Raw genomic sequence first — 20,614 nt, 5'->3', positions numbered from 1 at the left:
GGCCGCGATGAGCGTGGCCCGAGCAGACAGGAGATACGACATGGCTACGATCGGCACCTTCACCGCCCACAGCAAGGGCGAGTTCACCGGGGTTATCAAGACGCTCACCCTCAACACCAAGGCGACCCTTCGCCCGGTCGAGAAGGAAGGCGAGAAGTCCCCCGACTTCCGCATCCAGTCCGGCAACATGGACATCGGCGCCGCCTGGAAGAAGACCAGCCGCGAAGGCCGCGACTATATCTCGGTCAAGCTGGACGATCCGAGCTTCCCGGCTCCGATCTACGCCACGTTGTCCGAAACGGACACCGCGGGCGAATACGCGCTCATCTGGTCGCGCTGACCATCTAATGCCCCGGCCCACTGGCCGGGGCATCACGGCGCTGCCGGTCTTGCCGGCTTTCGACCTATGCTTGCTATTGGACGACCGGCCTTCCATCTCGGGCGGAACAGGGGAAGGTCTTGATGCACGCGATCTCGGTAAAACCAGCGGATATGACTGTCGCCGCAAGGGATGAGTTCATCGCGTTCGTCATACAGGCGGGAGAAGTGAATGCTGCCACGTTGCCCGATCTGGTCGATCGGGCTGTCGCCATTGTCATAATGCGCGAGGGAGCGTCATTGGTCGGAACCGCAGCAGTCAAGACGCCGAATGTTACCTATCCGCCAAAGGTCTTCCGTAAAGCTAAGGTCGAGGGTCAAGCCCCTGCCTACCCGTTCGAATTGGGGTGGGTCCATGTCCATCATGCCTACGAACGGCAAGGGCGCGGTCATGCGCTCGTCGCGGCGGCGATCCATGCGGCGGCTGGAAAGGGACTATACGCGACGACGAAATCCGAAGCCATGAGACGGATGTTGCCCAAACTCGGTTTCACGGCGCTCGGCACCCCTTATGTGTCGGCCGAAGATCCCAGCGCCGAACTCACGCTGTTTGTTCGATCCAGTAGATAGAACCCGCAAAGCGGTTTCCACCAATGATGTGATGGATCGCGTAAAGCGGCCCATCGCGCGTTATCTTCTATGCGGCTAAGGGCGGCGCGGTGCTTGGGGCTCTGCCCCTGGCGCACTTCAAGCGGCTTCCGCCCAGCTTCCTTCACGCGCGAGCGCGTTCCGTGCAGCCGGTTCCCCGCGAAGCCGCTTTCCGTTTGCACCCCCGGTCTCGCCGACGGGCAGGGTTTCAGCGCGGCGCTCCGCTGCGCGGAAACCCAAGCCCAAAGGAGGCCAAAATGCACTACCAACTTGCCACCCGGTTCGGCCGCAACGCCCATCAGATCAGCGGCCGGGAGCCGCTCGACAACGAGGCGCTGTATCGCCACGTCCCGTCCATCTTCGCCCGCGAGGCGCACGACAGCCGTTCGGATCGCTATGTCTATGTCCCGACGATCGACATCGTGGAGGGGCTGCGCCGGGAAGGCTGGTCGCCGTTCTTCGCGGTCCAGTCGGTGCCTCGTGACGGCAGCCGCCACGGGCACGCCAAGCATATGCTGCGCCTTCGCCGTGACGACGGCATCGGCAAACCGGAGGCGGCCGAAGTCATCATCGTCAACAGCCACGACGGGACGAGCGCCTATCAGATGTTCGCCGGGATGCTGCGGTTTGTCTGCACGAACAGCATGATCGCAGGCGAGCGGTTCGAGGAAGTCCGCGTGCCGCACAAGGGCAATATCGAGCATGACATTATCGAAGGCGTGTTCACCGTCGCCGAGGACTTCCCCCGGCTGATCGACGCCAGCGAGTCGATGAAGGCGATCCAGCTTTCGCCGGACGAGCAGCGCTTGCTTGGCGAGGTCAGCCTTGTCGCCCGCTATGGCGACGATGAAAGCCCGGTTCGCCCCGAGCAGATCATCGAGCCGCGCCGCCGCGAGGATGTGGACCGCAGCCTCTGGACCACTTTCAACGTCATTCAGGAGAATGTCGTGCGCGGCGGGTTGCAGGGGCGTAAGCGTAGCGCCGAGGGCCGCATCCGCCGCAGCCAGACCCGTGCCATCAACGGCATTGACCAAAACGTGACGCTCAACCGGGCGCTTTGGACGCTGGCGGAAGGGATGCAGCGCCTCAAAGCAGCCTGACCATTTCACCGCAGGGCCGAAGGTTCGGCCCTGCGGCTTCGCCGCTTTCGCGCCGATCCGCTGTGCTGGATCGGCAGCGGCCGCGCGTCCCAAGGTCCGCGCGGCCGCAAGCGCGCTCGCCTGGCTGACGCCCGGCTCGCGCGAGGTGGTGGTCAAATACTACACATTATTCTATGACGAGGCCGGGCCGCTACGCGGCGGCCTGGGGTGTGGAAACCCCACGTTTAGCGGTTCGGCGCCGGCCGTGACGGTGCCGCCATCCTTGACCACATGGTCGGGGAGCCTGTGACGTATACAACAGGCTTCCGGGCTAAAGGTCATAGGAACCGACTAAACGCGGTTTTCCAACTCCCCGACTACGGGTCTAGGAGCTGTTTGCGGGGGCGCACCGCAAACCAGCAGCTCGCGTGAGATTGGTCGGCCGGTGCGGATTCTGCTTGCAACTATGTCCAATCGGCGGATCGAAATTGATCCGCGACGATCCTATTGGTTAACGCGGTCGAATACTCGGGGGCATCATGGGCGCATGTAGATTCGACGACCGCGCGCCCGCTTGCGCGCAGCTCACCAGCTACGACGAATGCCATCTCGCGGCCTACCTGCGATTGCTCGATGCCGAGGAGGATGGCGCCGATTGGCGTGACGCTGCCGCCGCCATCTTCAACATTGACGTAGCGGCGGAACCTGATCGCGCCCAGACGATGCACGCGACCCATCTTGCCCGCGCGCGTTGGATGACAGAGATCGGATACGCGCACCTGCTTGGCTGCCAACATCGGCTAAACCGTTAAGATTTAACTCCAATTCGGAAGTGTTCTCGCTGCCCTCGCTGCACGGTTGTGCGCGGTCTTTGCGCTATCCTAGCTAGGACAACCGGAAGATGTTGCGCTCCTAAAATCCGCGCCAAGCGCGGTTGGGAGGATGCAATGCCGACGCCGCCAGGGCGTCGCCAGCGGCGCGCCGGCGGACTGCCCGACGCCCTCGGGCGCGCCGAAATTGCCGCCGAGTTTCTCCGTCGAAACCGCACATACCGCGCCGAACACACGCAGATGCAGGAGCGCATCGCGAGCGGCGCCGTCGCGCAGAGTGCCGCCGAGACGGCCTTCGCGCGGCGATGGGGGTTGTCCTTTCGCCACGGCGCCGGATGACCTCGCAGAGCCGGTCCCCTGGCGCCCGGAACTGACCGCCGTCACGGTCATCCTCGACGCAGCACCGGAAGGATTTGACAGCGCTTCGCCGGTCGATCCGCGCGCGCTCGGCGCGCTGCTCGCCGACCTGGCCGGCATCGACGGACGCCATGTCATCGTCGCCGACGCGGCGGGCGAGCATCGGCTGTGGCTGCGCGATCCGCAGCCCGGCCAGCCGCTCGCTGCCGTCATTCCGCTCGACAAGGATTTTGTCACCCGCATCGCCAGCTTGCTGCGTTTCCATCGCCGCTTGCTCGGCCGCGCGGCCGGGCCGCTGCCGCGCGGCTGGCCGCTAACCGCCTATCGGCTCGCCCGGCTTGACCTGATGCTCCGCGCGCTCGACCTGCGCGATGGGGGCGCGACCTATCGCGAGATCGCGGTCGCGCTCGGACGGGACGAAGCGGCGCGGCTGTCCGCGAGCGATTGGAAGATGTCCGCCGCGCGTTCGTTTGTGGTCCGGCTGGTCCGCGACGGCATCGCCATGATGAACGGCAACTACCGCAAGCTGCTCCGCATCCGCTGATTCGCTCCCCCGCCGCCGCACCCGTGGGGGTGGTCACATCGGTGCGGCCGCACATCTTCATACCCCACCCGGCCGCCTCCCTTCTGACAATTACGCCTCCTGCCGCCACCGCCCGCAGGAGCCGTCACTTGTCCGATACGCCTACCAACCTGCCGCCCCGCTTCCTGCGCACGCCGGAAGCCGCGCGCTTCCTCGGCCTCTCGGGGCGGACCCTGGAGAAGCACCGCTATTTCGGCACCGGCCCGGCTTACCGCCGGATCGGCGGCCGCGTCGTCTATTCGGTCGATGACCTGCGCGCTTGGGCCGACATCGGCATCAAGCATTCGACCTCCGATCCGGGGCAGGACGACCTCATGCCGCGCGCGGATTCGGCCATCGCGCGGAGCCGGCGATGACCGTCCCGCCGTCCCCCATGCGCTACCGGCAGCCGCCCACCGACGCCATGACCCGCGTTGAGCTGACGTGGATCGAGAAGCGGATTGAGCACTGGATCAGGTTCGGCCGGGTCGCGGTGGACGAGATCGTCGATCGCCGCCGCCGCATCGTCCGCTTCCGTCCCGGCGCGATCTTTGCGTTCGTCCGATGGGCGGCGAACGACTACGGCACGGTCAGCTCGCGCATCGACATCGTGCGCGCGGTCGGCGCGAACGAGCCGTTCACGACGCTCCCGTTCGTGCGGCCGGGCGGCGACATCCTGCTCAAGATCGAAGGCTGGCCCAAGGTCAGCCAAGTGCTCGCCGCGATCGACGCGACCGAGGCGGCCGGCGTCGATCCGTGCGACGCCGCGCCGGATCATTGGCGGCACGTCCACAACCGCATCGCCGCCGGACAACAGCCGCGCCCCTACACGCAGGAGCGTCATCGCGCCTGGCTTAAGCGCCGGGAGATCGAAGGATGACGCGCCGTGGATGGGGCATTGCGACAGCATCCGCCGCGTCGCTGTTCGCCGCGTCGTTCCTCGCCGTGGCGGTGTTCGACCCGCTCCCGCGCGTCGTCTGGAACGCCAGCGCCAGCGCGCCGATCGGGTTCTACCGGATCGAGCCGCTGCCCGATCCGCCGCACGGTGCATTGGTCGCCGTGAAGCCGCCACCGGCGCTGGCGCACTGGCTGGCGGAGCGCGGCTATCTCGGCGAGCGCGTGCCGCTGTTGAAGCATGTCGCGGCGCGGCCGGGGCAGATCGTGTGCCGCATCGACGCGGTGGTAAGCGTGGATGGGCGGCCCGTCGTCGTCGCCCGGCAGCGTGACGGCCGGGGCCGTCCGCTACCTGCCTGGCAAGGCTGCCGGACGCTGCGCGCCGGCGAGCTGCTGATGCTCAACCCCGACCACGCCGACAGCATGGACGGCCGCTATTTCGGGCCGCTGCCGGCCTCGACCGTGCTCGGCCGCGCCATCCCGATCCTCACCCGCGACACGCCCGACGCGCCGCTCATTTGGCGCTGACCCGCTTCCTCGCCTGCCAACCCAAAGGAGATTCCCATGCAGATCGGCAGCTTCTTCCGCACCGCCAACGGCTATGAAGGCATCATCGAGACGGCGACGCTCGACATCCGTATCTCGATCGTTCCGGCCGAGCAGAGCGACGCCGACAAGGCGCCGGACTGGCGCGTCCACCGCGGCGACGGCGGCGAAGGCCCGGAGATCGGCGCAGGCTGGAACGAGACCGGCGAACGCGCCGGGGATTACGTCTCGCTGCGCATCGACGACCCCGCTTTCGCGCAGCCGCTTCGCGCCGCGCTGTTCCAGAGCACCGCCGACAAGTCGGCATGGTCGCTGCGCTGGAACCGCCAGCCGAAGTCGCGCGAGCAGGACTGATCCGGTGCGCTTCCCCATCATCCCTTTGTTCGCGGGAAAGCCGTCTCATCCCTTCGTCCCGCTCGGTCGCAGGCCGGCCGGCGCGCGCAGCGAAGGTCAAGGGCGGCCAAAGGCCGGCGCACCGCGCGCACCCTTGACCGCGGCGAGCACGCTGGCAGGCTGGCGGCGGAGCGGAATCGGATCGGCGCTGATGCTTGCCGTGGTCCTGCTGTCCGGCGGCGGCGCGCCTGCCCCGGTGATGGCGCAGGATATGCCGGCCGCGCGATCGGCGGCCGTCCATCCCTCTGCCGCCCATGTCGCCGACGCCTCGCGGCGGTTCGGCATCCCCGAGGCATGGATATGGGCGGTGATGCGCGTCGAGAGCGGCGGCAATGCCCGCGCCGTGTCGCGCGCCGGGGCGATGGGCTTGATGCAGATCATGCCCGCGACCTGGGCGGGCTTACGCACCCGCTACGGCCTCGGCCCCGATCCGTTCGACGTGCGCGACAACATCATGGCGGGCGCGGCCTATCTGCGCGAGATGCACGACCGCTACGGCAACGCCAGTGCGATGCTGGCGGCCTATAATGCGGGACCGGGCCGCTACGACGACTTCGTGTCGCGCGGCCGTCCGCTGCCTGCCGAGACGGTCGGCTATCTCGCCCAGCTCGCGCCGATCACTGGCGGATCGGGCGCTGTGGAGGTGGCGGTAAGCGTGCCGCCTGATCCGTTCGCCTGGCGTCGCGCCGCGCTGTTTGTCCGCACGGGGAGCGCCGCGTCAGATGCAGTTGCCGTGCAGTCCGGCAGCGGCGAAACCGCGCCGGAAACGCTCTCGGGCAGCGTAGAATCTGACGGCGGTCGCACGACCGATCCGTCGCCGAATGTAGCGCGCGACACGCTGTTCGTGTCCCGCGCCCGCGCGGGCCGACCGCAATGATCGGCCTGTCGCTCCCTTCATCCGTCCGAAGCAGCAAAGTGGCTGGGGAGGAGGAAAACGGCAGGGACAGACGAGGGCAAGATATAAGGCGCACCCCGTTTCGCCGAAAAGCGGGGGCTTTTCCGTGGCTTCACGCGGGGGCGTCGGTCGGCGAGCGTGCCGCTCGGAATAGAAAAACCAGCAAAATCAACGCCTCGAATGGCACCATCGGCCATTTTCGGCGGAAAGCGCTCCGGCTGTGAATGAAGACAGCGACTTCCGCGTCCGGCCCGGCAAGGCCAAGCGCAGCAAGGCGCAGGGGCGCAACGCGCGCGGCCTGGTGGCCGAGGTGTTGCGTGTCGCCGCGATCCACAGCGGTGGCCGGCGCGGCGGCGTTGGCCCGCGCCGTGGCGGACAGTCGAGCTTCGGGCGGGGACGCACGGCCTTCGCTCGTAGCCGTCTGTTCGGATCGAGCCGGCGAGTGCTGGTCAAGGCGCTGCCCGTCACGCACCGCAGCCGCTCCGGCCGGCGCATGGCGCCGCTGTCCGCGCACGTCGCCTACTTGAAGCGCGAGGGCGTCACCCGCGATGGTTCGCCGACGCGGATGTTCGACGTGGCGGGGGACAATGCCGACAATCGCTCTTTCACCGATCGGTGCAAGGATGACCGGCATCATTTCCGCATCATCGTCTCGCCCGAGGACGCGGCCGAGCTGACCGATCTGCGCGAATACACTCGCGACCTCGTGCGCCAGATGGAGACGGACTTGGGGACGCGCCTCGATTGGGTGGCGGTGGATCACTGGAACACCGACAATCCGCACGTCCACCTGATCGTCCGCGGCGTGACCGATCAGGGCGCCGATCTCGTCATGGCGCGCGACTACATCAGCCACAATTTGCGCTCGAACGCCGAGGAGCTGGCACAGGCCGAACTCGGGCCGAAGCCCGAGCATGAAGTCCAGCGTGCGCTAGACCACGAGGTAAAAGCCGAGCGTTGGACCCGCCTCGACTCCGAGATTGGCCGCGCGGCCGACGAGCTGGGCGCCATTGACCTGCGCCCCGAGCATCCCGGCCCTGACGATCCCCGAATCCGGCGCCTGATGATCGGCCGGTTGCAGCATCTGGAGACGATGGGCCTCGCAACCGAAGGTGAGTCCGGCCAGTGGGCGGTAGCAGAGGGCGCGCAACAGAAGTTGCGCGAGCTGGGGGCGCGTGGCGACATCATCCGCACGATCGGCAAAGCGCTGAACGATCACGGACAGGATCGACCGCTCGATAGCTACGCCGTGGTGAGCGGCGCGCCCGAGAAGCCGATCGCCGGCCGGCTGATCGACAAAGGTTTGCACAACGAGCTGACCGGCACCGCTTATGCGGTGATCGACGGCACGGATGGCCGCACCCACCATGTCCGGCTGCCCGGTATCGAGGCGCTGGAACACAGCCCGAAGCTCGGCGGCATCGTCGAACTGCGGGGCGTCGGCAGGCCCGGCGAGGAGAAGCCGACGCTGATCCTCGCCACGCGATCGGACTTTGACCTCGCCGCGCAGGTGAAGGCGCCCGGCGCGACTTGGCTCGACCATCGTCTGATCGAGCGCGGCGCCGGTGTCGCGGACGGCGGGTTCGGCGCGGAGGTGCGCCGAGCGATGGACGCGCGCACCGACCATCTCGTCCGCGAGAGGCTGGCGCGCCGCTACGGGGAGCGAACGGTGTTCGAGCGCGGGCTGCTCGACACGCTGAGCAAGCGCGAGCTGGACTCCGTAGGCGCGAAGATCGCGGGGGAGACCGGGCTTGCATACCGCCCGGCAGCGACCGGCGAAAAGGTGGCCGGCGTCGTTCGCCAGCGCCTCGCGCTCGCGTCCGGCCGCTTCGCCATGATCGACGACGGACTCGGTTTCCGCCTCGTCCCCTGGGCTAGCACTCTCGAACAGCAGCTTGGCCGTCAGGTGTCGGGCGTGGTTCGAGCCGGCGGCGGGATCGACTGGACGCTTGGCCGCAAGCGCGGCCTCGGCATCTGACTCAGGAGAGAACGCATGTCCGCGACCAAGATTTTATGGGGCCAGGTCATCGTCGTGTTCCTGATCGTGCTCGTAGGCATATGGGGCGCGACGCAGTGGACCGCCGCCGCGCTCGCCTACCAGCCCGAGCTGGGGCCGCCGTGGATCATGCTCGGCAACTGGCGCATCTATCCGCCGCCGGCCTTCTTCTGGTGGTGGTTCAGCTTCGACGCCTACGCGCCTGACATCTTCAAGACCGGCGCGTTCATTGCCGCATCGGGTGGGTTCGTGTCGATCGCCGTCGCCATCGGCATGTCCGTGTGGCGCGCGCGAGAACTGAAGAACGCCGAGACCTACGGGTCGGCGCGCTGGGCAAGCGAAAAAGAGGTCCGCTTGGCCGGGCTGCTGGGGTCGAACGGCGTCGTGCTCGGCAAGCTCGCGCGCGACTATCTGCGCCACGATGGCCCCGAGCATGTGCTTTGCTTCGCGCCTACACGAAGCGGCAAGGGCGTCGGCCTGGTCGTGCCGTCGCTGCTGACCTGGCCGGGAAGCTGTATTGTCCACGACATCAAGGGCGAGAACTGGACGCTGACGGCGGGCTTCCGTGCGCGGCACGGGCGCGTGCTGTTGTTCGATCCGACCAACGCCGCGTCAGCCGCCTACAATCCGCTGCTGGAGGTGCGGCGCGGCCAGTGGGAGGTGCGCGACGTCCAGAATGTCGCCGATGTGCTGGTCGATCCCGAAGGCTCGCTGGAGCGCCGGAACCATTGGGAGAAGACATCCCACTCGCTGCTGGTCGGCACCATCCTCCACGTCCTCTATGCGGAGACTGACAAGACCTTGGCCGGCGTTGCGGGATTTCTGTCCGATCCGGCGCGCACGATCGAGCAGACGCTGGCGGCGATGATGGCGACGCCGCACCTCGGCGAAGCCGGCGTCCACCCCGTCGTCGCCTCGGCCGCGCGCGAGTTGCTCAACAAATCCGACAACGAGCGGTCGGGCGTGCTCAGCACGGCCATGTCGTTCCTCGGCCTATACCGCGATCCTGTCGTGGCGCAGGTCACGCGGGCCTGCCAGTGGCGCATATCGGATCTGGTCGAGGGCGATCGGCCGGTTACGCTCTATCTGGTCGTCCCGCCCAGCGACATATCGCGCACCAAGCCGCTCATCCGTCTCATCCTCAACCAGATCGGGCGCCGGCTGACCGAGGAGCTGACCCCGAAGGGCAACCGCCATCGCGTGCTCTTGATGCTCGACGAGTTCCCCGCGCTCGGCCGGCTCGACTTCTTCGAGAGCGCGCTGGCGTTCATGGCGGGCTATGGGCTCAAGGCGTTCCTGATCGCCCAGAGTCTCAACCAGATCGAGAAGGCTTACGGCCCGAACAACGCGATCCTCGACAACTGCCATGTCCGCGTGAGCTTCGCCACCAACGACGAACGCACCGCCAAGCGCGTGTCGGATGCACTCGGCACCGCGACCGAGATGCGCGCGATGAAGAACTATGCCGGGCATCGCCTGTCGCCGTGGCTGGGGCATTTGATGGTGTCGCGTTCTGAGACCGCCCGCCAGCTCCTCACCCCCGGCGAGGTGATGCAGCTCCCGCCCGACGACGAGATCGTGATGGTCGCGGGCATCCATCCGATCCGCGCGAAGAAGGTACGCTACTTTCAGGACCGGCGCCTGTCCGAGCGGATCATGCAGACGCCAGCGTCCGCGGTCGCCGCGATCCGTCCCGACGACTGGACCGGGCGGCAGGCGGCCGCCGATCCGAAGCAGCTCGCGCGCATCGTCCGTGATGCGGAAGATGCGGCCAATGGCGGCCTACGCCGAGAGCCCGAGCTGCCCGAGCATGTCGCCATCGTGCCGGAAACCCCTGCACCTGCGGCGCAGGAGTTTTCGATCGTCGATGACGAGCAGGACGACGCGGCCCGCCAGGCGGCAGCGCGCCGCGGGATGCAGGGCATTGCGCGCCAGGCGTCGCTCGATCCCGGCGACGGCATCGAGTTGTAGGAGGTGAACATGCGAACCCGGCTCAACGTCTATTTCCCGCCCGCGCTCGCCAAGCAGGTGGACGAGCTGGCGATCCGCCGGCGCATATCACGCTCGGCGATCGTGGAGGCTGCCGTGGCGTCCTACCTGTCGCCGGACGGGGCAGATCGGATGGAGGCGGCGTTCGCGCGGCGGCTCGACCGCCTGTCCCGGCAGGTGCTGCGGTTGGAGCGCAACACCGGCCTGACGACCGAGGCGCTGGCGCTGTTCGTTCGGTTCTGGCTGTCCGTGACCCCGCCGCTGCCCGACGAGGATCAGGCGGCCGCGCAGGTGAAGGGTCGCAAGCGCTATGAGGGGTTCGTGGAGACGCTTGGCCGGCGCTACGCCAGCGGCAAGAGCTTGATGGACGAAATCCCTGAGGATGTCTGGCCGAAGTCGCCGACCGATTCGGAATAAAGGCATCTGAAGCCGGACTGTGGCGAACTGGTAGTCCGCATCGCGCAAGTATCCGCCGCCGTCTCTACTACGCCGCCAAGTAGCTGTTGCAGCCTCGATATTTCTGCGTCTCTTGATGTGCTCCTGACGCCGGGCGGCGGTTCGCCCGGCCCCTTTAGGGGCCGATCCTTGAACGTCCAGCCGATCCGATCCGAGGCCAAGACACGCGGCGCGCGGATGCTGCGCACGGCGATGGGCGCATCGATCGCGGCTTGGCTGGACGATCCCGCCGTCATCGAAGTGATGTTGAATCCCGACGGCCGGCTGTGGGTCGATCGACTGGGCGCAGGCATCAGCGATACGGACGAGTTGCTGTCGGCCGCCGATGGTGAGCGGATCATCCGCCTGGTCGCGCACCATGTCGGCGTCGAGGTTCACGCCCGCGCCCCGCGCGTCTCAGCCGAGCTTCCGGAGGGTGGCGAACGCTTTGAAGGGCTTCTGCCACCCATCGTCGCCGCACCCACCTTCGCAATCCGCAAGCCGGCCGTCGCCGTCTTCACACTCGACGACTATGCGCGTGCCGGGATCATGTCGGCGGTTCAGGCCGAGGCGCTGCGGCACGGTGTCGAAACCCGCGCCAATATCCTCGTCGCCGGCGGGACCGGCAGCGGCAAGACGACGCTGGTCAACGCGCTGCTCGCCGAGGTGGCGAAAACCAGCGACCGCATCGTTCTGATCGAAGACACGCGCGAGCTGCAATGCGCCGCGCCCAACCTCGTCGCCATGCGGACCAAAGACGGCGTGGTGTCGCTGTCCGAGTTGGTCCGCTCGTCGCTGCGCTTGCGGCCGGACCGCATTCCGATCGGCGAAGTGCGTGGTGCTGAGGCGCTCGACCTCATCAAAGCCTGGGGCACCGGACATCCGGGCGGCGTCGGCACCATCCACGCCGGCACCGCGCTCGGCGCGCTTCGCCGCATGGAGCAACTCATACAGGAGGCCGTCGTGACGGTCCCGCGCGCGCTCATCGCTGAGACCATCGACCTAATCGCCGTGCTGGTCCGCGACGGACACGGCCGCCGGCTTACCGAACTGGCCCGCGTCGAGGGACTCGACCCCGCCAGCGACGATTACCGCCTGAATTCCCTCACAGCCCAGAACCTTGGAGACGAACAATGATCCATGCCCTTCGGCATGGCGCACGCCGCGCCATGCTCGCCGCCACCGCCAGCGTCGTCGCGCTGACAATCGCCGCCCCGGCCCATGCGGGCGGTTCGTCGATGCCGTGGGAAGCTCCTCTTCAGTCGATCCTCGAAAGCATTGAGGGACCGGTGGCGAAGATCATCGCGGTGATGATCATCATCATCACCGGCCTGACATTAGCGTTCGGCGACACGTCGGGCGGTGCGCGCAAGCTGATACAGATCGTTTTCGGCCTGTCGATCGCGTTTGCGGCCAGTTCGTTCTTCCTCAGCTTCTTCAGCTTTGGCGGCGGAGCGTTGGTCTGATGTTGGACGCGGCCGAGCCGATCCCCGGCTATTTCGCGCCGGTTCACCGGGCGCTGACCGAGCAGATTCTGCTCGGCGGCGCGCCGCGGTCGCTCGCCATCGTCAACGGCACGTTGGCAGGCGCGATCGGTCTGGGCCTGCGGCTCTGGATCGCTGGGTTGGTCATCTGGGCCGTCGGCCACGGGCTGTCCGTCTGGGCCGCGCGCCGCGACCCGCAATTCGTGGACGTGGCCCGCCGCCACCTCCGTTACCCGACATGGATGCGGCCATGATGAGCTTGCGTGAATATCGCAGCAAAGCTGCGCACCTGGCCGACTTCCTGCCTTGGGCGGCGCTGGTCGGAGAAGGCGTCATTCTGAACAAGGACGGCAGCTTCCAGCGCACGGCGCGCTTCCGCGGTCCCGATCTCGACAGCGCAACACCGGCCGAGCTGGTCGCCACGACCTCGCGGCTTAATGGAGCGCTCCGGCGCTTGGGCTCGGGCTGGGCGATTTTCGTTGACGCGCAGCGTACGCCAGCGCTCGACTACCCGGCCTCCGACTTCCCCGATCCCGTGTCGGCGCTGGTCGATACGGAGCGGTGCGAGCAGTTCAGCGAGGAAGGCGCGCACTTCGAGAGCCGCTATTTCCTTACGCTGCTGTGGATGCCGCCCGCCGAGGAAGCCGCACGCGCCGAAGGTTGGCTCTACGAGGGCCGGGCCACGACCGGCGTCGATCCGTGGGAGTTGCTCAAAGGCTTCACCGATCGCAGTGACCGGGTGCTGGGTTTGGTCGAAGGCTTCGTGCCCGAGGTCCGCTGGCTCGATGATGCCGAGACGCTGACCTACCTTCATTCCTCCGTCTCGACCCGTCGCCAGCGTGTGCGGGTGCCGGAAACGCCGATGCACCTCGACGCCCTGTTGGCCGACGAGCCGCTGACCGGCGGGCTTGAACCCAAGCTCGGCGACCATCACCTCCGCACGCTGACGATCACGGGATTCCCGAGCGTCACGTTCCCCGGCCTGCTCGACGAGCTGAACCGGCTCGCCTTCGAGTATCGCTGGTCCACCCGCGCGATCATGCTCGACAAGACCGACGCGACCAAGCTGCTGAGCCGCATCCGCCGCCAGTGGTTCGCCAAGCGCAAGTCCGTCGCAGCCATCCTGAAAGAGGTGATGACCAACGAAGCGAGCGCGCTGCTCGACAGCGACGCCTCGAACAAGGCAGCCGACGCCGACATCGCCTTGCAGGAACTGGGCGCTGACTATGCCGGCATGGCCTATGTCACGGCGACGGTGACGGTATGGGACCGCGATCCCGCCATTGCCGCCGAAAAGCTGCGGCTGGTCGAGAAGGTGATCCAAGGCCGCGACTTTACCGTCATCCACGAGGGCATGAACGCGATCGAAGCGTGGCTCGGCTCACTTCCCGGCCACACCTACGCCAACGTCCGCCAGCCCCCGATTTCCACCATCAATCTCGCCCACCTGATCCCCCTGTCAGCAGTATGGGCGGGGCCGGAACGGGACGATCATTTCGGTGCTCCCCCCTTGCTCTACGGCAAGACCGAAGGATCGACCCCGTTCCGGTTTTCCCTTCACGTCGGCGATGTCGGCCACACGCTGATCGTCGGCCCCACCGGGGCGGGCAAGAGCGTCCTGCTCGCGATGATGGCGATGCAGTTCCGCCGCTACGAAGGTGCGCAGGTCTTCGCCTTCGACTTCGGCGGCAGCATCCGCGCCGCCGCGATCGGCATGGGCGGCGACTGGCAGGACTTGGGCGGGATGCTCGCCGACGAGGCGGGCGATGGCGTCCAGCTCCAGCCGCTCGCCCGCATCGACGATCCGGCCGAGCGCGCCTGGGCAGCCGAATGGCTGGCGGCGATCCTCGCGTCCGAAGGCGTCGCGGTCGATCCGCAGGCCAAGGAGCACATCTGGTCGGCGCTTGGCTCCCTCGCCAGCGCGCCAGTTTCCGAACGCACGCTGACCGGGTTAGCCGTGCTGTTGCAGAGCCAGCAGCTCAAGCAGGCCATTGCCCCTTACTGCATCGGCGGGCCGTGGGGCCGGTTGCTCGATGCCGAGGCCGAGCGTCTCGGCGAGGCATTGATCCAGGCGTTCGAGACGGAGGGGTTGGTCGGCGCCGAGTCGGCCGCCGCGGTCCTGTCCTATCTGTTCCACCGGATCGAAGGTCGGTTGGACGGCTCGCCCACGCTCATCATCATCGACGAGGGCTGGCTTGTCCTCGACAGCCCGGACTTCGCGGCGCAGCTCCGCGAGTGGCTCAAGACGCTCAGGAAGAAGAACGCCAGCGTCGTCTTCGCCACGCAGAGCCTCGCCGACATAGAAACCTCAAATATCGCGCCGGCTATCATCGAAAGCTGCCCGACACGCATTTTCCTGCCGAACGAGCGCGCCGCCGAACCGCAGATCGCGGCCATCTATGGGCGCTTCGGCCTGAACGCCCGCCAGATCGAAATTCTCAGCCGAGCGACGCCGAAGCGCGACTATTACTGCCAGTCGCGCCGCGGCAACCGGCTGTTTGAGCTGGGGCTGGGTGAGGTCGCGCTCGCCTTCGCCGCCGCCTCTTCCAAGACAGACCAGCTCCGCATCGCCGAACTGATCGAGACCCACGGCCGCGAGCGCTTCGCCGCCGAATGGCTGCGCCATCGCGGCTGCGCCTGGGCCGTCGAGCTTCTTCCCCCCAGCCAGCAGGAGTTACCGATATGAAGACCACCATCCTGCGCCGAGCCATCCTGGCCGGCGCCATCGCCACGTCGAGCGTCATTGGCATCACCGCCGCCACGCCCGCCCACGCCCAGTTCGGCGGGATCGTCTATGACCCGACCAACTATGCGCAGAACGTGCTGACGGCCGCCCGGTCGCTCCAGCAGGTCAACAATCAGATCCAGCAAATCCAGCAGCAGGCGACCAGCCTTATCAATGAGGCGCGCAATCTGGCTTCGCTGCCGTTCAACTCGCTCCAGCAATTGCAGCAGCAGGTGCAGCGCACCCAGCAGCTTCTCGGCGAAGCGCAGCGCATCGCCTACGACGTGCAGAACGTCCAGCAGGTGTTCAACGGCCGCTACAAGGGCGCGGCGCTGACCGGCAGCCACGCGCAGATGGTCGCCAACGCCAATGCCCGCTGGGAGGATAGCGTCGGCGCGTTCGAGGACGCGCTGCGCGTTCAAGCCGGCGTCGTCGGCAATATCGACGGCGCGCGCACGACGATGGACAGCCTGGTCTCGTCCAGCCAGTCGGCGACGGGCGCGCTTCAGGTCGCGCAGGCGGGCAACCAGCTTCTCGCGCTGCAATCGCAGCAGCTCGCGGACCTGACGGCGCTGCTCGCCGCGCAGGGCCGGGCGCAGGCGCTGGATTCGGCGCGCAATGCGGCCGTCGAAGCCGAAAGCCGCGAACGGCTCCGCCGCTTCCTCACCCCGCGCATCGGCTACCAGCCGGGCAACGCGCGCATGTTTCGCGACTGACTGTCGTGGACACCAAGCTCCTCGCCCGCATCGGCGCCGTCATCTTCATCGCCATCGCAATCACGATGACGGCGATCGAGATGAGCCGTGCTCCTGAAACCGCGCGTGCGGAGCCGGCGGCCGTCGCCGAGACATCGGCGATGGACCCGCTGCTGATCGAACTGCGCCGCTGCCAATCGATCGGCGCGGCCGGGGCGAGCGACCCCGCCTGCCTTCGCGCCTGGGGCGAGAACCGTCGTCGGTTCCTCGCGCCCGGCGCGCGTCCTGCCCCCCGTATCGCCGACGACACTTCGGCCAAGGAGAATTGAACATGGGCGGCACCGGCGTCGTTGATCGCTTTCTGGATGTCTTCACCCGCTACATTGACAGCGGGTTTGGCCTGCTGGGCGGCGAAGTGGCGTTCATCGCCACCACCCTGATCGTCATCGACGTGACCTTGGCCGCGCTGTTCTGGACATGGGGCGAAGGTGACGACATCATCGCCCGGCTGGTGAAAAAGACGCTGTTCGTCGGCGTCTTCGCCTACATCATCGGCAACTGGAACAGCCTCGCGCGCATCGTCTTCGAGAGCTTCGCCGGGCTCGGCCTCAAAGCATCCGGCACCGGCTTCACCGCCGCCGAACTGCTCCAGCCGGGCCGCGTCGCCCAAGTCGGGCTGGAGGCCGGCCAACCGATCCTACAGTCGATCTCCGATCTGATGGGCTGGGTCGCGTTCTTCGAGAACTTCATCCAGATCGCCGTGCTACTGATGGCCTGGCTGCTGGTCATCCTCGCCTTCTTCATCCTGTCGATCCAGCTCTTCGTGACGCTGATCGAGTTCAAGTTGGCGACGCTATGCGGCTTCGTGCTCATCCCGTTCGGCCTGTTCGGCAAGACCGCCTTCATGGCCGAGCGCGTGCTGGGGCTCGTCATCTCGTCCGGCGTAAAGGTGCTGGTGCTCGCCGTGATCGTCGGCATCGGCTCGACGCTGTTCGACGAGTTCCGCGCCGGGTTCGGTGGCGCGCAGCCGAGCATCGAGGATGCGATGGCCGTCGCACTCGCCTCACTCTGCCTGCTGGGGCTTGGCATCTTCGGTCCGTCCATCGCCAATGGCATCGTCTCAGGCGGCCCGGCGCTCGGCGCGGGCGCCGCGGCCGGAACCGTGCTCGCGGCTGGCGGCGCGCTGGCCGGCGGCGCTGCCGCCGCCCGGCTCGGTGTCGGCGCGACGGCAGGCGCGATCGGCGGTGCAGCCCGCGGGGCAGCCTTCACCTCCGGCGCCGCCAACAGTGCGTATGCGCTCGGCTCGGCCGGTAAGATCAGCGCGGCTGCGGTCGCCGGCGGCGCTGGCGGTGTCGGCCAGGCGGCGGCCGGCGCCGCGATGTCGCCGCTCCGCAAGGCGGCCGCCTCACTCAAGGACAGCTACCGCTCCGGCGGTCGCGCCGCCGTCACCGCCACCGGCGGCACGATTTCGGGCGGCAGCGCCACGCCATCGCCCGAGGCCGGCCAGCCCGCCTGGGCGGCCGCGATGAAACGCCGCCAGACCATGACCCACGGCGCGACCGTCGCCGCCCACACGCTGCGCTCCGGCGACGGCGGCGGTGGCGGCACGTCCGTCGATACCAGCCAGAAGGATTGATCCATGTTTCGACGACCCTCTATCCGCTATAGCCAGACGCCCGAGCCGGCGACGCCCTACCAGCGCGCGGCGCAGGCGTGGGACGACCGCATCGGCTCGGCGCGGATTCAGGCGCGGAGCTGGCGGCTCGCGTGCTTCGGCGCGCTCGTTTTGTCTGGCGGGCTCGCCGGCGGCCTCGTCTGGCAATCGACGCGCGGGCATATCGTCCCTTGGGTGGTGCAAGTAGATCGGCTGGGCGAGGCGCAGGCGGTTGCGCCGGCCGAAGCCGGCTACCGTCCGAACGATCCGCAGGTCGCGTTCCATCTCGCCCGCTTCATCGAGCAGGTGCGGAGCATCCCGGCCGATCCGGTCATCGTCCGCCAGAACTGGCTACGCGCCTACGACTTCACGACCGATCGCGGTGCGCTGGCGCTCAACGATTATGCGCGGGCCAACGACCCGTTCGCCAATGTCGGCCAGGTGCAGGTCGCGGTGGACGTGTCGAGCGTCATCCGCGCATCGCCCGACAGCTTCCGCGTCGCCTGGACCGAGCGGCGCTATCAGGACGGCAGCCTCGCCGCCACCGAGCGCTGGTCGGCCATCCTCACCATCGTCGTCCAGCCGCCGCGCACGCCTGACGCCCTGCGCAAGAACCCGCTCGGCGTCTTCGTCAACGCCCTCAACTGGTCAAAGGAACTGTCGCAATGAAGCGCCCGTCATTCCGCTCCGCTTCGGCGGTTCTCCTCGTCTCCGCATTCGCGCTCGCCGGCTGCGCCACCATGTCGGCCAAGCCGCCCGTGATCGCCTATGACGATCCGCCGCCCGCGATCGTGGCGACGCTCGCAGCCGAGCCGCGCGCCGTCGAGATCGTGACGATCCCCGAACCGTTGCCGCTGCCCGGTCAGTTGAAGCCGGTGGCGGAGAGCCCGCGACGGGCGGAGCCTGCCGACCCGCGCCGTCGCGTCGGAGACGCCAATGCCGCCGCCCGAATCCAGCCGGTGCGCGATGGCTTCCTCAACGCCATCCAGCAATATCCCTGGACCGACGGCGCGCTCTATCAGGTCTATACCGCGCCCGGCCAGGTGACGGACATCGCGCTACAGGAAGGTGAGCAGCTCGTGGGGCCGGGGCCGGTCGCGGCCGGGGACACGGTGCGCTGGATCATCGGCGACACGGTTAGCGGCAGCGGCGCCACGGCCCGGGTGCATATCCTCGTCAAGCCCACCCGGCCGGACCTCGCCACGAACCTCGTCATCAACACCGACCGACGCACCTACCATCTGGAGCTGCGCGCCACGACTGCGACCTACATGGCTTCAGTCTCGTGGACCTATCCGCAGGACGCGCTGATTGCCTTGCAGGGTCGCAACGCGGCTGCTGCATTCGCCACACCGGTGGCGACTGGCGTGGACGTGGCCGCGCTCAATTTCCGCTACCGGATCGAAGGCGACCGCGCGGCGTGGAAGCCCGTTCGCGCGTTCGACGATGGCCGGCAGGTGTTTGTGGAGTTTCCAGCCGGGATCTCGCAGGGCGAGATGCCGCCGCTGTTCGTGACCGGCGCGGCCGGTGACGCCGAGCTGGTCAATTACCGCGTGCAGGGCCGCTACATGGTGGTCGATCGCCTTTTCGCCGCCGCCGAGCTGCGCCTGGGCGACCGGCGCAGCGAACAGCGCGTCCGCATCCTGCGCAACGATGGGCGGAGGGGGCGGCCGTGACTGATAGCCACGATCCCGCCGTTGAAGACCGGCCCATGCCCCAAGCGGAACGGCCCGATCCCGCCGCGTTCCAGCTTCGCGGCGATCCGCCCCGCGTCATGCGGCTGTCCCGCAAGGCACTCGCCGTCGTCGGAGTTGCCGCCGGCCTCGGCATCGGCGGTTCGCTGATCTATGCGCTGCGGCCGCCCGGTGAGAAGGCCGCGCAGGAACTCTACAACACTGACAGCCGAGCCACATCCGAGACGATCACGTCCGGGCCGCGCGACTATGCCCAGGCGCCCAGGCTCGGCCCGCCGCTTCCCGGCGACCTCGGCCGCCCGATCGTGTCGGCGCAGCAGCAGGGCGAGGACGTGCCCGTGCCACCGATCGGCGCGCAGCCGGGTCCGCCCGATCCGCGCGCACAGGCGGCGGAAGCCGCCCGGCAGCGCGCCGCGCAGGAGCGCGATGCGGCGCGCATCAGCTCGGTCTTCCTCGGCAGCGGCGGCGCGCGCGCAGGCGCGGAGCCCGTCGCGGCGCCGGGCTTGCCAGCGCCGTCCGGGCAGGAGCCAGGCCAGCAAGTCGCGCAAGGCGATCAGGCCGGCAAGCGCGCGTTCATGGTGCAGGTATCCAACCAGCACACGGTAAGCGTCGAACGGCTCGCTGCACCCGCGTCGCCCAACGTCGTGCAGGCGGGTAGCGTCGTCCCAGCCGCGCTCATCACCGGAATCCGCTCCGACCTACCCGGCCAGATCACCGCCCAGGTGACGGCCAATGTTTACGACAGCCCGACCGGCCGCGTCCTGCTCATCCCGCAGGGCGCGCGGCTGATTGGCGAATACGACAGCGAAGTCGCCGCAGGCCAGACCCGCGTGCTGCTTGCCTGGGACCGCCTCATCCTACCGGACGGCCGCTCGATCGTTCTCGAGCGCCAGCCAGGTGCGGACGGAGCAGGGTTCGCTGGCTTGCAGGACCGGGTGAATCAGCATTGGGGCAATTTGCTCAAGGCCGCCGCCATCTCGACACTGCTCGGCGTCGGGGCCGAGCTGGGCGCGGACAGCGACAACGACCTGACCCGCGCGCTACGGCGCGGCTCGCAAGACACCATCAATCAGACCGGCCAGCAGATCGTGCGACGGCAGCTCAACGTGCAGCCGACGCTCACCATCCGGCCGGGTCATCCGCTGCGCGTGGTCCTGACCCGCGACCTTGTGCTCGAACCGATCGGAGCGACACGATGACAAAGTTGAAGCTGGGGCCGCTGGCCGACGACCGACCTCTTAAGCTGACGGTCGAACTGCCCGCGGCCGTTCACCGCGATCTTGTCGCCTACGCCGCTGCTCTCGCGGCCGAAACCGGCGGGGAAGTCGTTTCCCCCGAGAAGCTAGTTTCACCCATGTTGGCACGGTTCATGGCAAGCGACCGGGCTTTTTCGCGGCGTCGGGGAGCCCGCAAGGACTGA

Annotated in this window: 25 protein-coding genes; all 25 read left to right on the top strand. The window is 67.9% G+C overall.

Annotated features, from left to right (window positions below; all coding sequences use genetic code 11):
• The first annotated feature begins 40 nt into the window (after nucleotides 1-40).
• Complete coding sequence (locus tag BFL28_RS01340) at nucleotides 41-340, top strand: DUF736 domain-containing protein (protein ID WP_069318838.1); 300 nt, start codon at nucleotides 41-43, stop codon at nucleotides 338-340.
• A 122-nt stretch (nucleotides 341-462) separates the two neighbouring features.
• On the top strand, nucleotides 463-948 hold the full coding sequence (locus tag BFL28_RS01335; RefSeq protein WP_069318837.1) for a GNAT family N-acetyltransferase: 486 nt from the start codon (nucleotides 463-465) through the stop codon (nucleotides 946-948).
• Between the two features lie 275 nt (nucleotides 949-1,223).
• Nucleotides 1,224-2,066, top strand: a complete 843-nt coding sequence (locus tag BFL28_RS01330) for a DUF932 domain-containing protein (protein WP_069318836.1) — start codon at nucleotides 1,224-1,226, stop codon at nucleotides 2,064-2,066.
• 518 nt (nucleotides 2,067-2,584) lie between these two features.
• Complete coding sequence (locus BFL28_RS20000) at nucleotides 2,585-2,857, top strand: DNA -binding domain-containing protein (RefSeq protein ID WP_079246859.1); 273 nt, start codon at nucleotides 2,585-2,587, stop codon at nucleotides 2,855-2,857.
• 135 nt (nucleotides 2,858-2,992) lie between these two features.
• The gene (locus BFL28_RS21365) at nucleotides 2,993-3,214 is read left to right on the top strand and encodes a transcriptional regulator domain-containing protein (protein ID WP_079246858.1); all 222 of its coding nucleotides are present in this window, start codon (nucleotides 2,993-2,995) and stop codon (nucleotides 3,212-3,214) included.
• Nucleotides 3,153-3,776, top strand: coding sequence for a DUF2285 domain-containing protein (locus BFL28_RS01320; RefSeq protein ID WP_069318834.1), 624 nt, complete (start codon nucleotides 3,153-3,155; stop codon nucleotides 3,774-3,776). Before BFL28_RS21365 ends, BFL28_RS01320 begins: the two co-directional genes overlap by 62 nt.
• Before the next feature lie 128 nt (nucleotides 3,777-3,904).
• Entirely contained in the window at nucleotides 3,905-4,171 is a 267-nt protein-coding gene (locus BFL28_RS01315) for a helix-turn-helix transcriptional regulator (protein ID WP_015459426.1), read from the top strand.
• A complete protein-coding gene (locus tag BFL28_RS01310; protein WP_069318833.1) occupies nucleotides 4,168-4,674 on the top strand; it encodes a DUF2840 domain-containing protein in 507 nt (168 codons plus the stop codon). The genes BFL28_RS01315 and BFL28_RS01310 overlap by 4 nt, the downstream gene beginning before the upstream one ends.
• Nucleotides 4,671-5,216: a S26 family signal peptidase gene (locus BFL28_RS01305; RefSeq protein WP_069318832.1), complete on the top strand. Its 546-nt coding sequence runs from the start codon at nucleotides 4,671-4,673 to the stop codon at nucleotides 5,214-5,216. Before BFL28_RS01310 ends, BFL28_RS01305 begins: the two co-directional genes overlap by 4 nt.
• A 36-nt stretch (nucleotides 5,217-5,252) precedes the next feature.
• Complete coding sequence (locus BFL28_RS01300; protein WP_069318831.1) at nucleotides 5,253-5,588, top strand: DUF736 domain-containing protein; 336 nt, start codon at nucleotides 5,253-5,255, stop codon at nucleotides 5,586-5,588.
• Nucleotides 5,589-5,778: 190 nt separating this feature from the next.
• Nucleotides 5,779-6,504 carry a lytic transglycosylase domain-containing protein gene (locus BFL28_RS01295; RefSeq protein WP_338152228.1) on the top strand — a complete coding sequence of 242 codons (726 nt, stop codon included), beginning with the start codon at nucleotides 5,779-5,781 and terminating at the stop codon, nucleotides 6,502-6,504.
• A 238-nt stretch (nucleotides 6,505-6,742) separates the two neighbouring features.
• Nucleotides 6,743-8,500: a relaxase/mobilization nuclease domain-containing protein gene (locus tag BFL28_RS01290; protein WP_069318829.1), complete on the top strand. Its 1,758-nt coding sequence runs from the start codon at nucleotides 6,743-6,745 to the stop codon at nucleotides 8,498-8,500.
• 15 nt (nucleotides 8,501-8,515) lie between these two features.
• On the top strand, nucleotides 8,516-10,489 hold the full coding sequence (locus BFL28_RS01285) for a conjugal transfer protein TraG (RefSeq protein ID WP_069318828.1): 1,974 nt from the start codon (nucleotides 8,516-8,518) through the stop codon (nucleotides 10,487-10,489).
• A 9-nt stretch (nucleotides 10,490-10,498) separates the two neighbouring features.
• Nucleotides 10,499-10,924: a ribbon-helix-helix domain-containing protein gene (locus tag BFL28_RS01280; protein ID WP_069318827.1), complete on the top strand. Its 426-nt coding sequence runs from the start codon at nucleotides 10,499-10,501 to the stop codon at nucleotides 10,922-10,924.
• Between the two features lie 168 nt (nucleotides 10,925-11,092).
• A complete protein-coding gene (trbB, locus tag BFL28_RS01275; protein WP_069318826.1) occupies nucleotides 11,093-12,079 on the top strand; it encodes a P-type conjugative transfer ATPase TrbB in 987 nt (328 codons plus the stop codon).
• Nucleotides 12,076-12,408 carry a TrbC/VirB2 family type IV secretion system protein gene (locus tag BFL28_RS01270; protein WP_069318825.1) on the top strand — a complete coding sequence of 111 codons (333 nt, stop codon included), beginning with the start codon at nucleotides 12,076-12,078 and terminating at the stop codon, nucleotides 12,406-12,408. The genes trbB and BFL28_RS01270 overlap by 4 nt, the downstream gene beginning before the upstream one ends.
• Complete coding sequence (locus tag BFL28_RS01265) at nucleotides 12,408-12,680, top strand: VirB3 family type IV secretion system protein (protein WP_069318824.1); 273 nt, start codon at nucleotides 12,408-12,410, stop codon at nucleotides 12,678-12,680. The genes BFL28_RS01270 and BFL28_RS01265 overlap by 1 nt, the downstream gene beginning before the upstream one ends.
• Complete coding sequence (gene trbE, locus BFL28_RS01260) at nucleotides 12,677-15,112, top strand: conjugal transfer protein TrbE (protein WP_069318872.1); 2,436 nt, start codon at nucleotides 12,677-12,679, stop codon at nucleotides 15,110-15,112. The genes BFL28_RS01265 and trbE overlap by 4 nt, the downstream gene beginning before the upstream one ends.
• Nucleotides 15,109-15,867: a P-type conjugative transfer protein TrbJ gene (gene trbJ / locus BFL28_RS01255; RefSeq protein ID WP_069318823.1), complete on the top strand. Its 759-nt coding sequence runs from the start codon at nucleotides 15,109-15,111 to the stop codon at nucleotides 15,865-15,867. The genes trbE and trbJ overlap by 4 nt, the downstream gene beginning before the upstream one ends.
• 5 nt (nucleotides 15,868-15,872) lie before the next feature.
• Complete coding sequence (gene trbK-alt / locus BFL28_RS01250) at nucleotides 15,873-16,175, top strand: putative entry exclusion protein TrbK-alt (protein WP_069318822.1); 303 nt, start codon at nucleotides 15,873-15,875, stop codon at nucleotides 16,173-16,175.
• Between the two features lie 2 nt (nucleotides 16,176-16,177).
• Nucleotides 16,178-17,482, top strand: coding sequence for a P-type conjugative transfer protein TrbL (gene trbL / locus BFL28_RS01245; protein ID WP_069318821.1), 1,305 nt, complete (start codon nucleotides 16,178-16,180; stop codon nucleotides 17,480-17,482).
• A 3-nt stretch (nucleotides 17,483-17,485) separates the two neighbouring features.
• Complete coding sequence (gene trbF, locus BFL28_RS01240; RefSeq protein ID WP_069318820.1) at nucleotides 17,486-18,169, top strand: conjugal transfer protein TrbF; 684 nt, start codon at nucleotides 17,486-17,488, stop codon at nucleotides 18,167-18,169.
• Complete coding sequence (gene trbG, locus BFL28_RS01235) at nucleotides 18,166-19,176, top strand: P-type conjugative transfer protein TrbG (RefSeq protein ID WP_069318819.1); 1,011 nt, start codon at nucleotides 18,166-18,168, stop codon at nucleotides 19,174-19,176. The genes trbF and trbG overlap by 4 nt, the downstream gene beginning before the upstream one ends.
• Nucleotides 19,173-20,393 (top strand): TraB/TrbI/VirB10 family type IV secretion system protein, encoded by a 1,221-nt coding sequence (locus BFL28_RS01230; RefSeq protein WP_069318818.1) that lies wholly within the window; start codon nucleotides 19,173-19,175, stop codon nucleotides 20,391-20,393. Before trbG ends, BFL28_RS01230 begins: the two co-directional genes overlap by 4 nt.
• Nucleotides 20,390-20,614 (top strand): DUF2274 domain-containing protein, encoded by a 225-nt coding sequence (locus tag BFL28_RS01225; RefSeq protein WP_069318817.1) that lies wholly within the window; start codon nucleotides 20,390-20,392, stop codon nucleotides 20,612-20,614. Before BFL28_RS01230 ends, BFL28_RS01225 begins: the two co-directional genes overlap by 4 nt.

The sequence above is a fragment of the Sphingomonas turrisvirgatae genome (genome assembly GCF_001721295.1).
GTDB classification, from domain to species: Bacteria; Pseudomonadota; Alphaproteobacteria; order Sphingomonadales; family Sphingomonadaceae; genus Sphingomonas; species Sphingomonas turrisvirgatae.
The sequence above is the reverse complement of the archived record's forward strand: the minus strand, read 5'-3'. Positions and strand labels throughout refer to the sequence as shown.

Bases quoted from the DNA above. Each gene is read 5' to 3' on its own strand.
- trbL (WP_069318821.1), top strand. From the start codon at position 16,178: ATGGGCGGCACCGGCGTCGTTGATCGCTTTCTGGATGTCTTCACCCGC.
- trbF (WP_069318820.1), top strand. From the start codon at position 17,486: ATGTTTCGACGACCCTCTATCCGCTATAGCCAGACGCCCGAGCCGGCG.
- BFL28_RS01265 (WP_069318824.1), top strand. From the start codon at position 12,408: ATGTTGGACGCGGCCGAGCCGATCCCCGGCTATTTCGCGCCGGTTCAC.
- BFL28_RS01225 (WP_069318817.1), top strand. From the start codon at position 20,390: ATGACAAAGTTGAAGCTGGGGCCGCTGGCCGACGACCGACCTCTTAAG.
- BFL28_RS01280 (WP_069318827.1), top strand. From the start codon at position 10,499: ATGCGAACCCGGCTCAACGTCTATTTCCCGCCCGCGCTCGCCAAGCAG.
- trbJ (WP_069318823.1), top strand. From the start codon at position 15,109: ATGAAGACCACCATCCTGCGCCGAGCCATCCTGGCCGGCGCCATCGCC.
- trbE (WP_069318872.1), top strand. From the start codon at position 12,677: ATGATGAGCTTGCGTGAATATCGCAGCAAAGCTGCGCACCTGGCCGAC.
- trbG (WP_069318819.1), top strand. From the start codon at position 18,166: ATGAAGCGCCCGTCATTCCGCTCCGCTTCGGCGGTTCTCCTCGTCTCC.
- BFL28_RS01285 (WP_069318828.1), top strand. From the start codon at position 8,516: ATGTCCGCGACCAAGATTTTATGGGGCCAGGTCATCGTCGTGTTCCTG.
- BFL28_RS01310 (WP_069318833.1), top strand. From the start codon at position 4,168: ATGACCGTCCCGCCGTCCCCCATGCGCTACCGGCAGCCGCCCACCGAC.
- BFL28_RS21365 (WP_079246858.1), top strand. From the start codon at position 2,993: ATGCCGACGCCGCCAGGGCGTCGCCAGCGGCGCGCCGGCGGACTGCCC.
- BFL28_RS01335 (WP_069318837.1), top strand. From the start codon at position 463: ATGCACGCGATCTCGGTAAAACCAGCGGATATGACTGTCGCCGCAAGG.
- BFL28_RS01295 (WP_338152228.1), top strand. From the start codon at position 5,779: ATGCTTGCCGTGGTCCTGCTGTCCGGCGGCGGCGCGCCTGCCCCGGTG.
- BFL28_RS01340 (WP_069318838.1), top strand. From the start codon at position 41: ATGGCTACGATCGGCACCTTCACCGCCCACAGCAAGGGCGAGTTCACC.
- BFL28_RS20000 (WP_079246859.1), top strand. From the start codon at position 2,585: ATGGGCGCATGTAGATTCGACGACCGCGCGCCCGCTTGCGCGCAGCTC.
- BFL28_RS01270 (WP_069318825.1), top strand. From the start codon at position 12,076: ATGATCCATGCCCTTCGGCATGGCGCACGCCGCGCCATGCTCGCCGCC.
- BFL28_RS01330 (WP_069318836.1), top strand. From the start codon at position 1,224: ATGCACTACCAACTTGCCACCCGGTTCGGCCGCAACGCCCATCAGATC.
- BFL28_RS01305 (WP_069318832.1), top strand. From the start codon at position 4,671: ATGACGCGCCGTGGATGGGGCATTGCGACAGCATCCGCCGCGTCGCTG.
- BFL28_RS01300 (WP_069318831.1), top strand. From the start codon at position 5,253: ATGCAGATCGGCAGCTTCTTCCGCACCGCCAACGGCTATGAAGGCATC.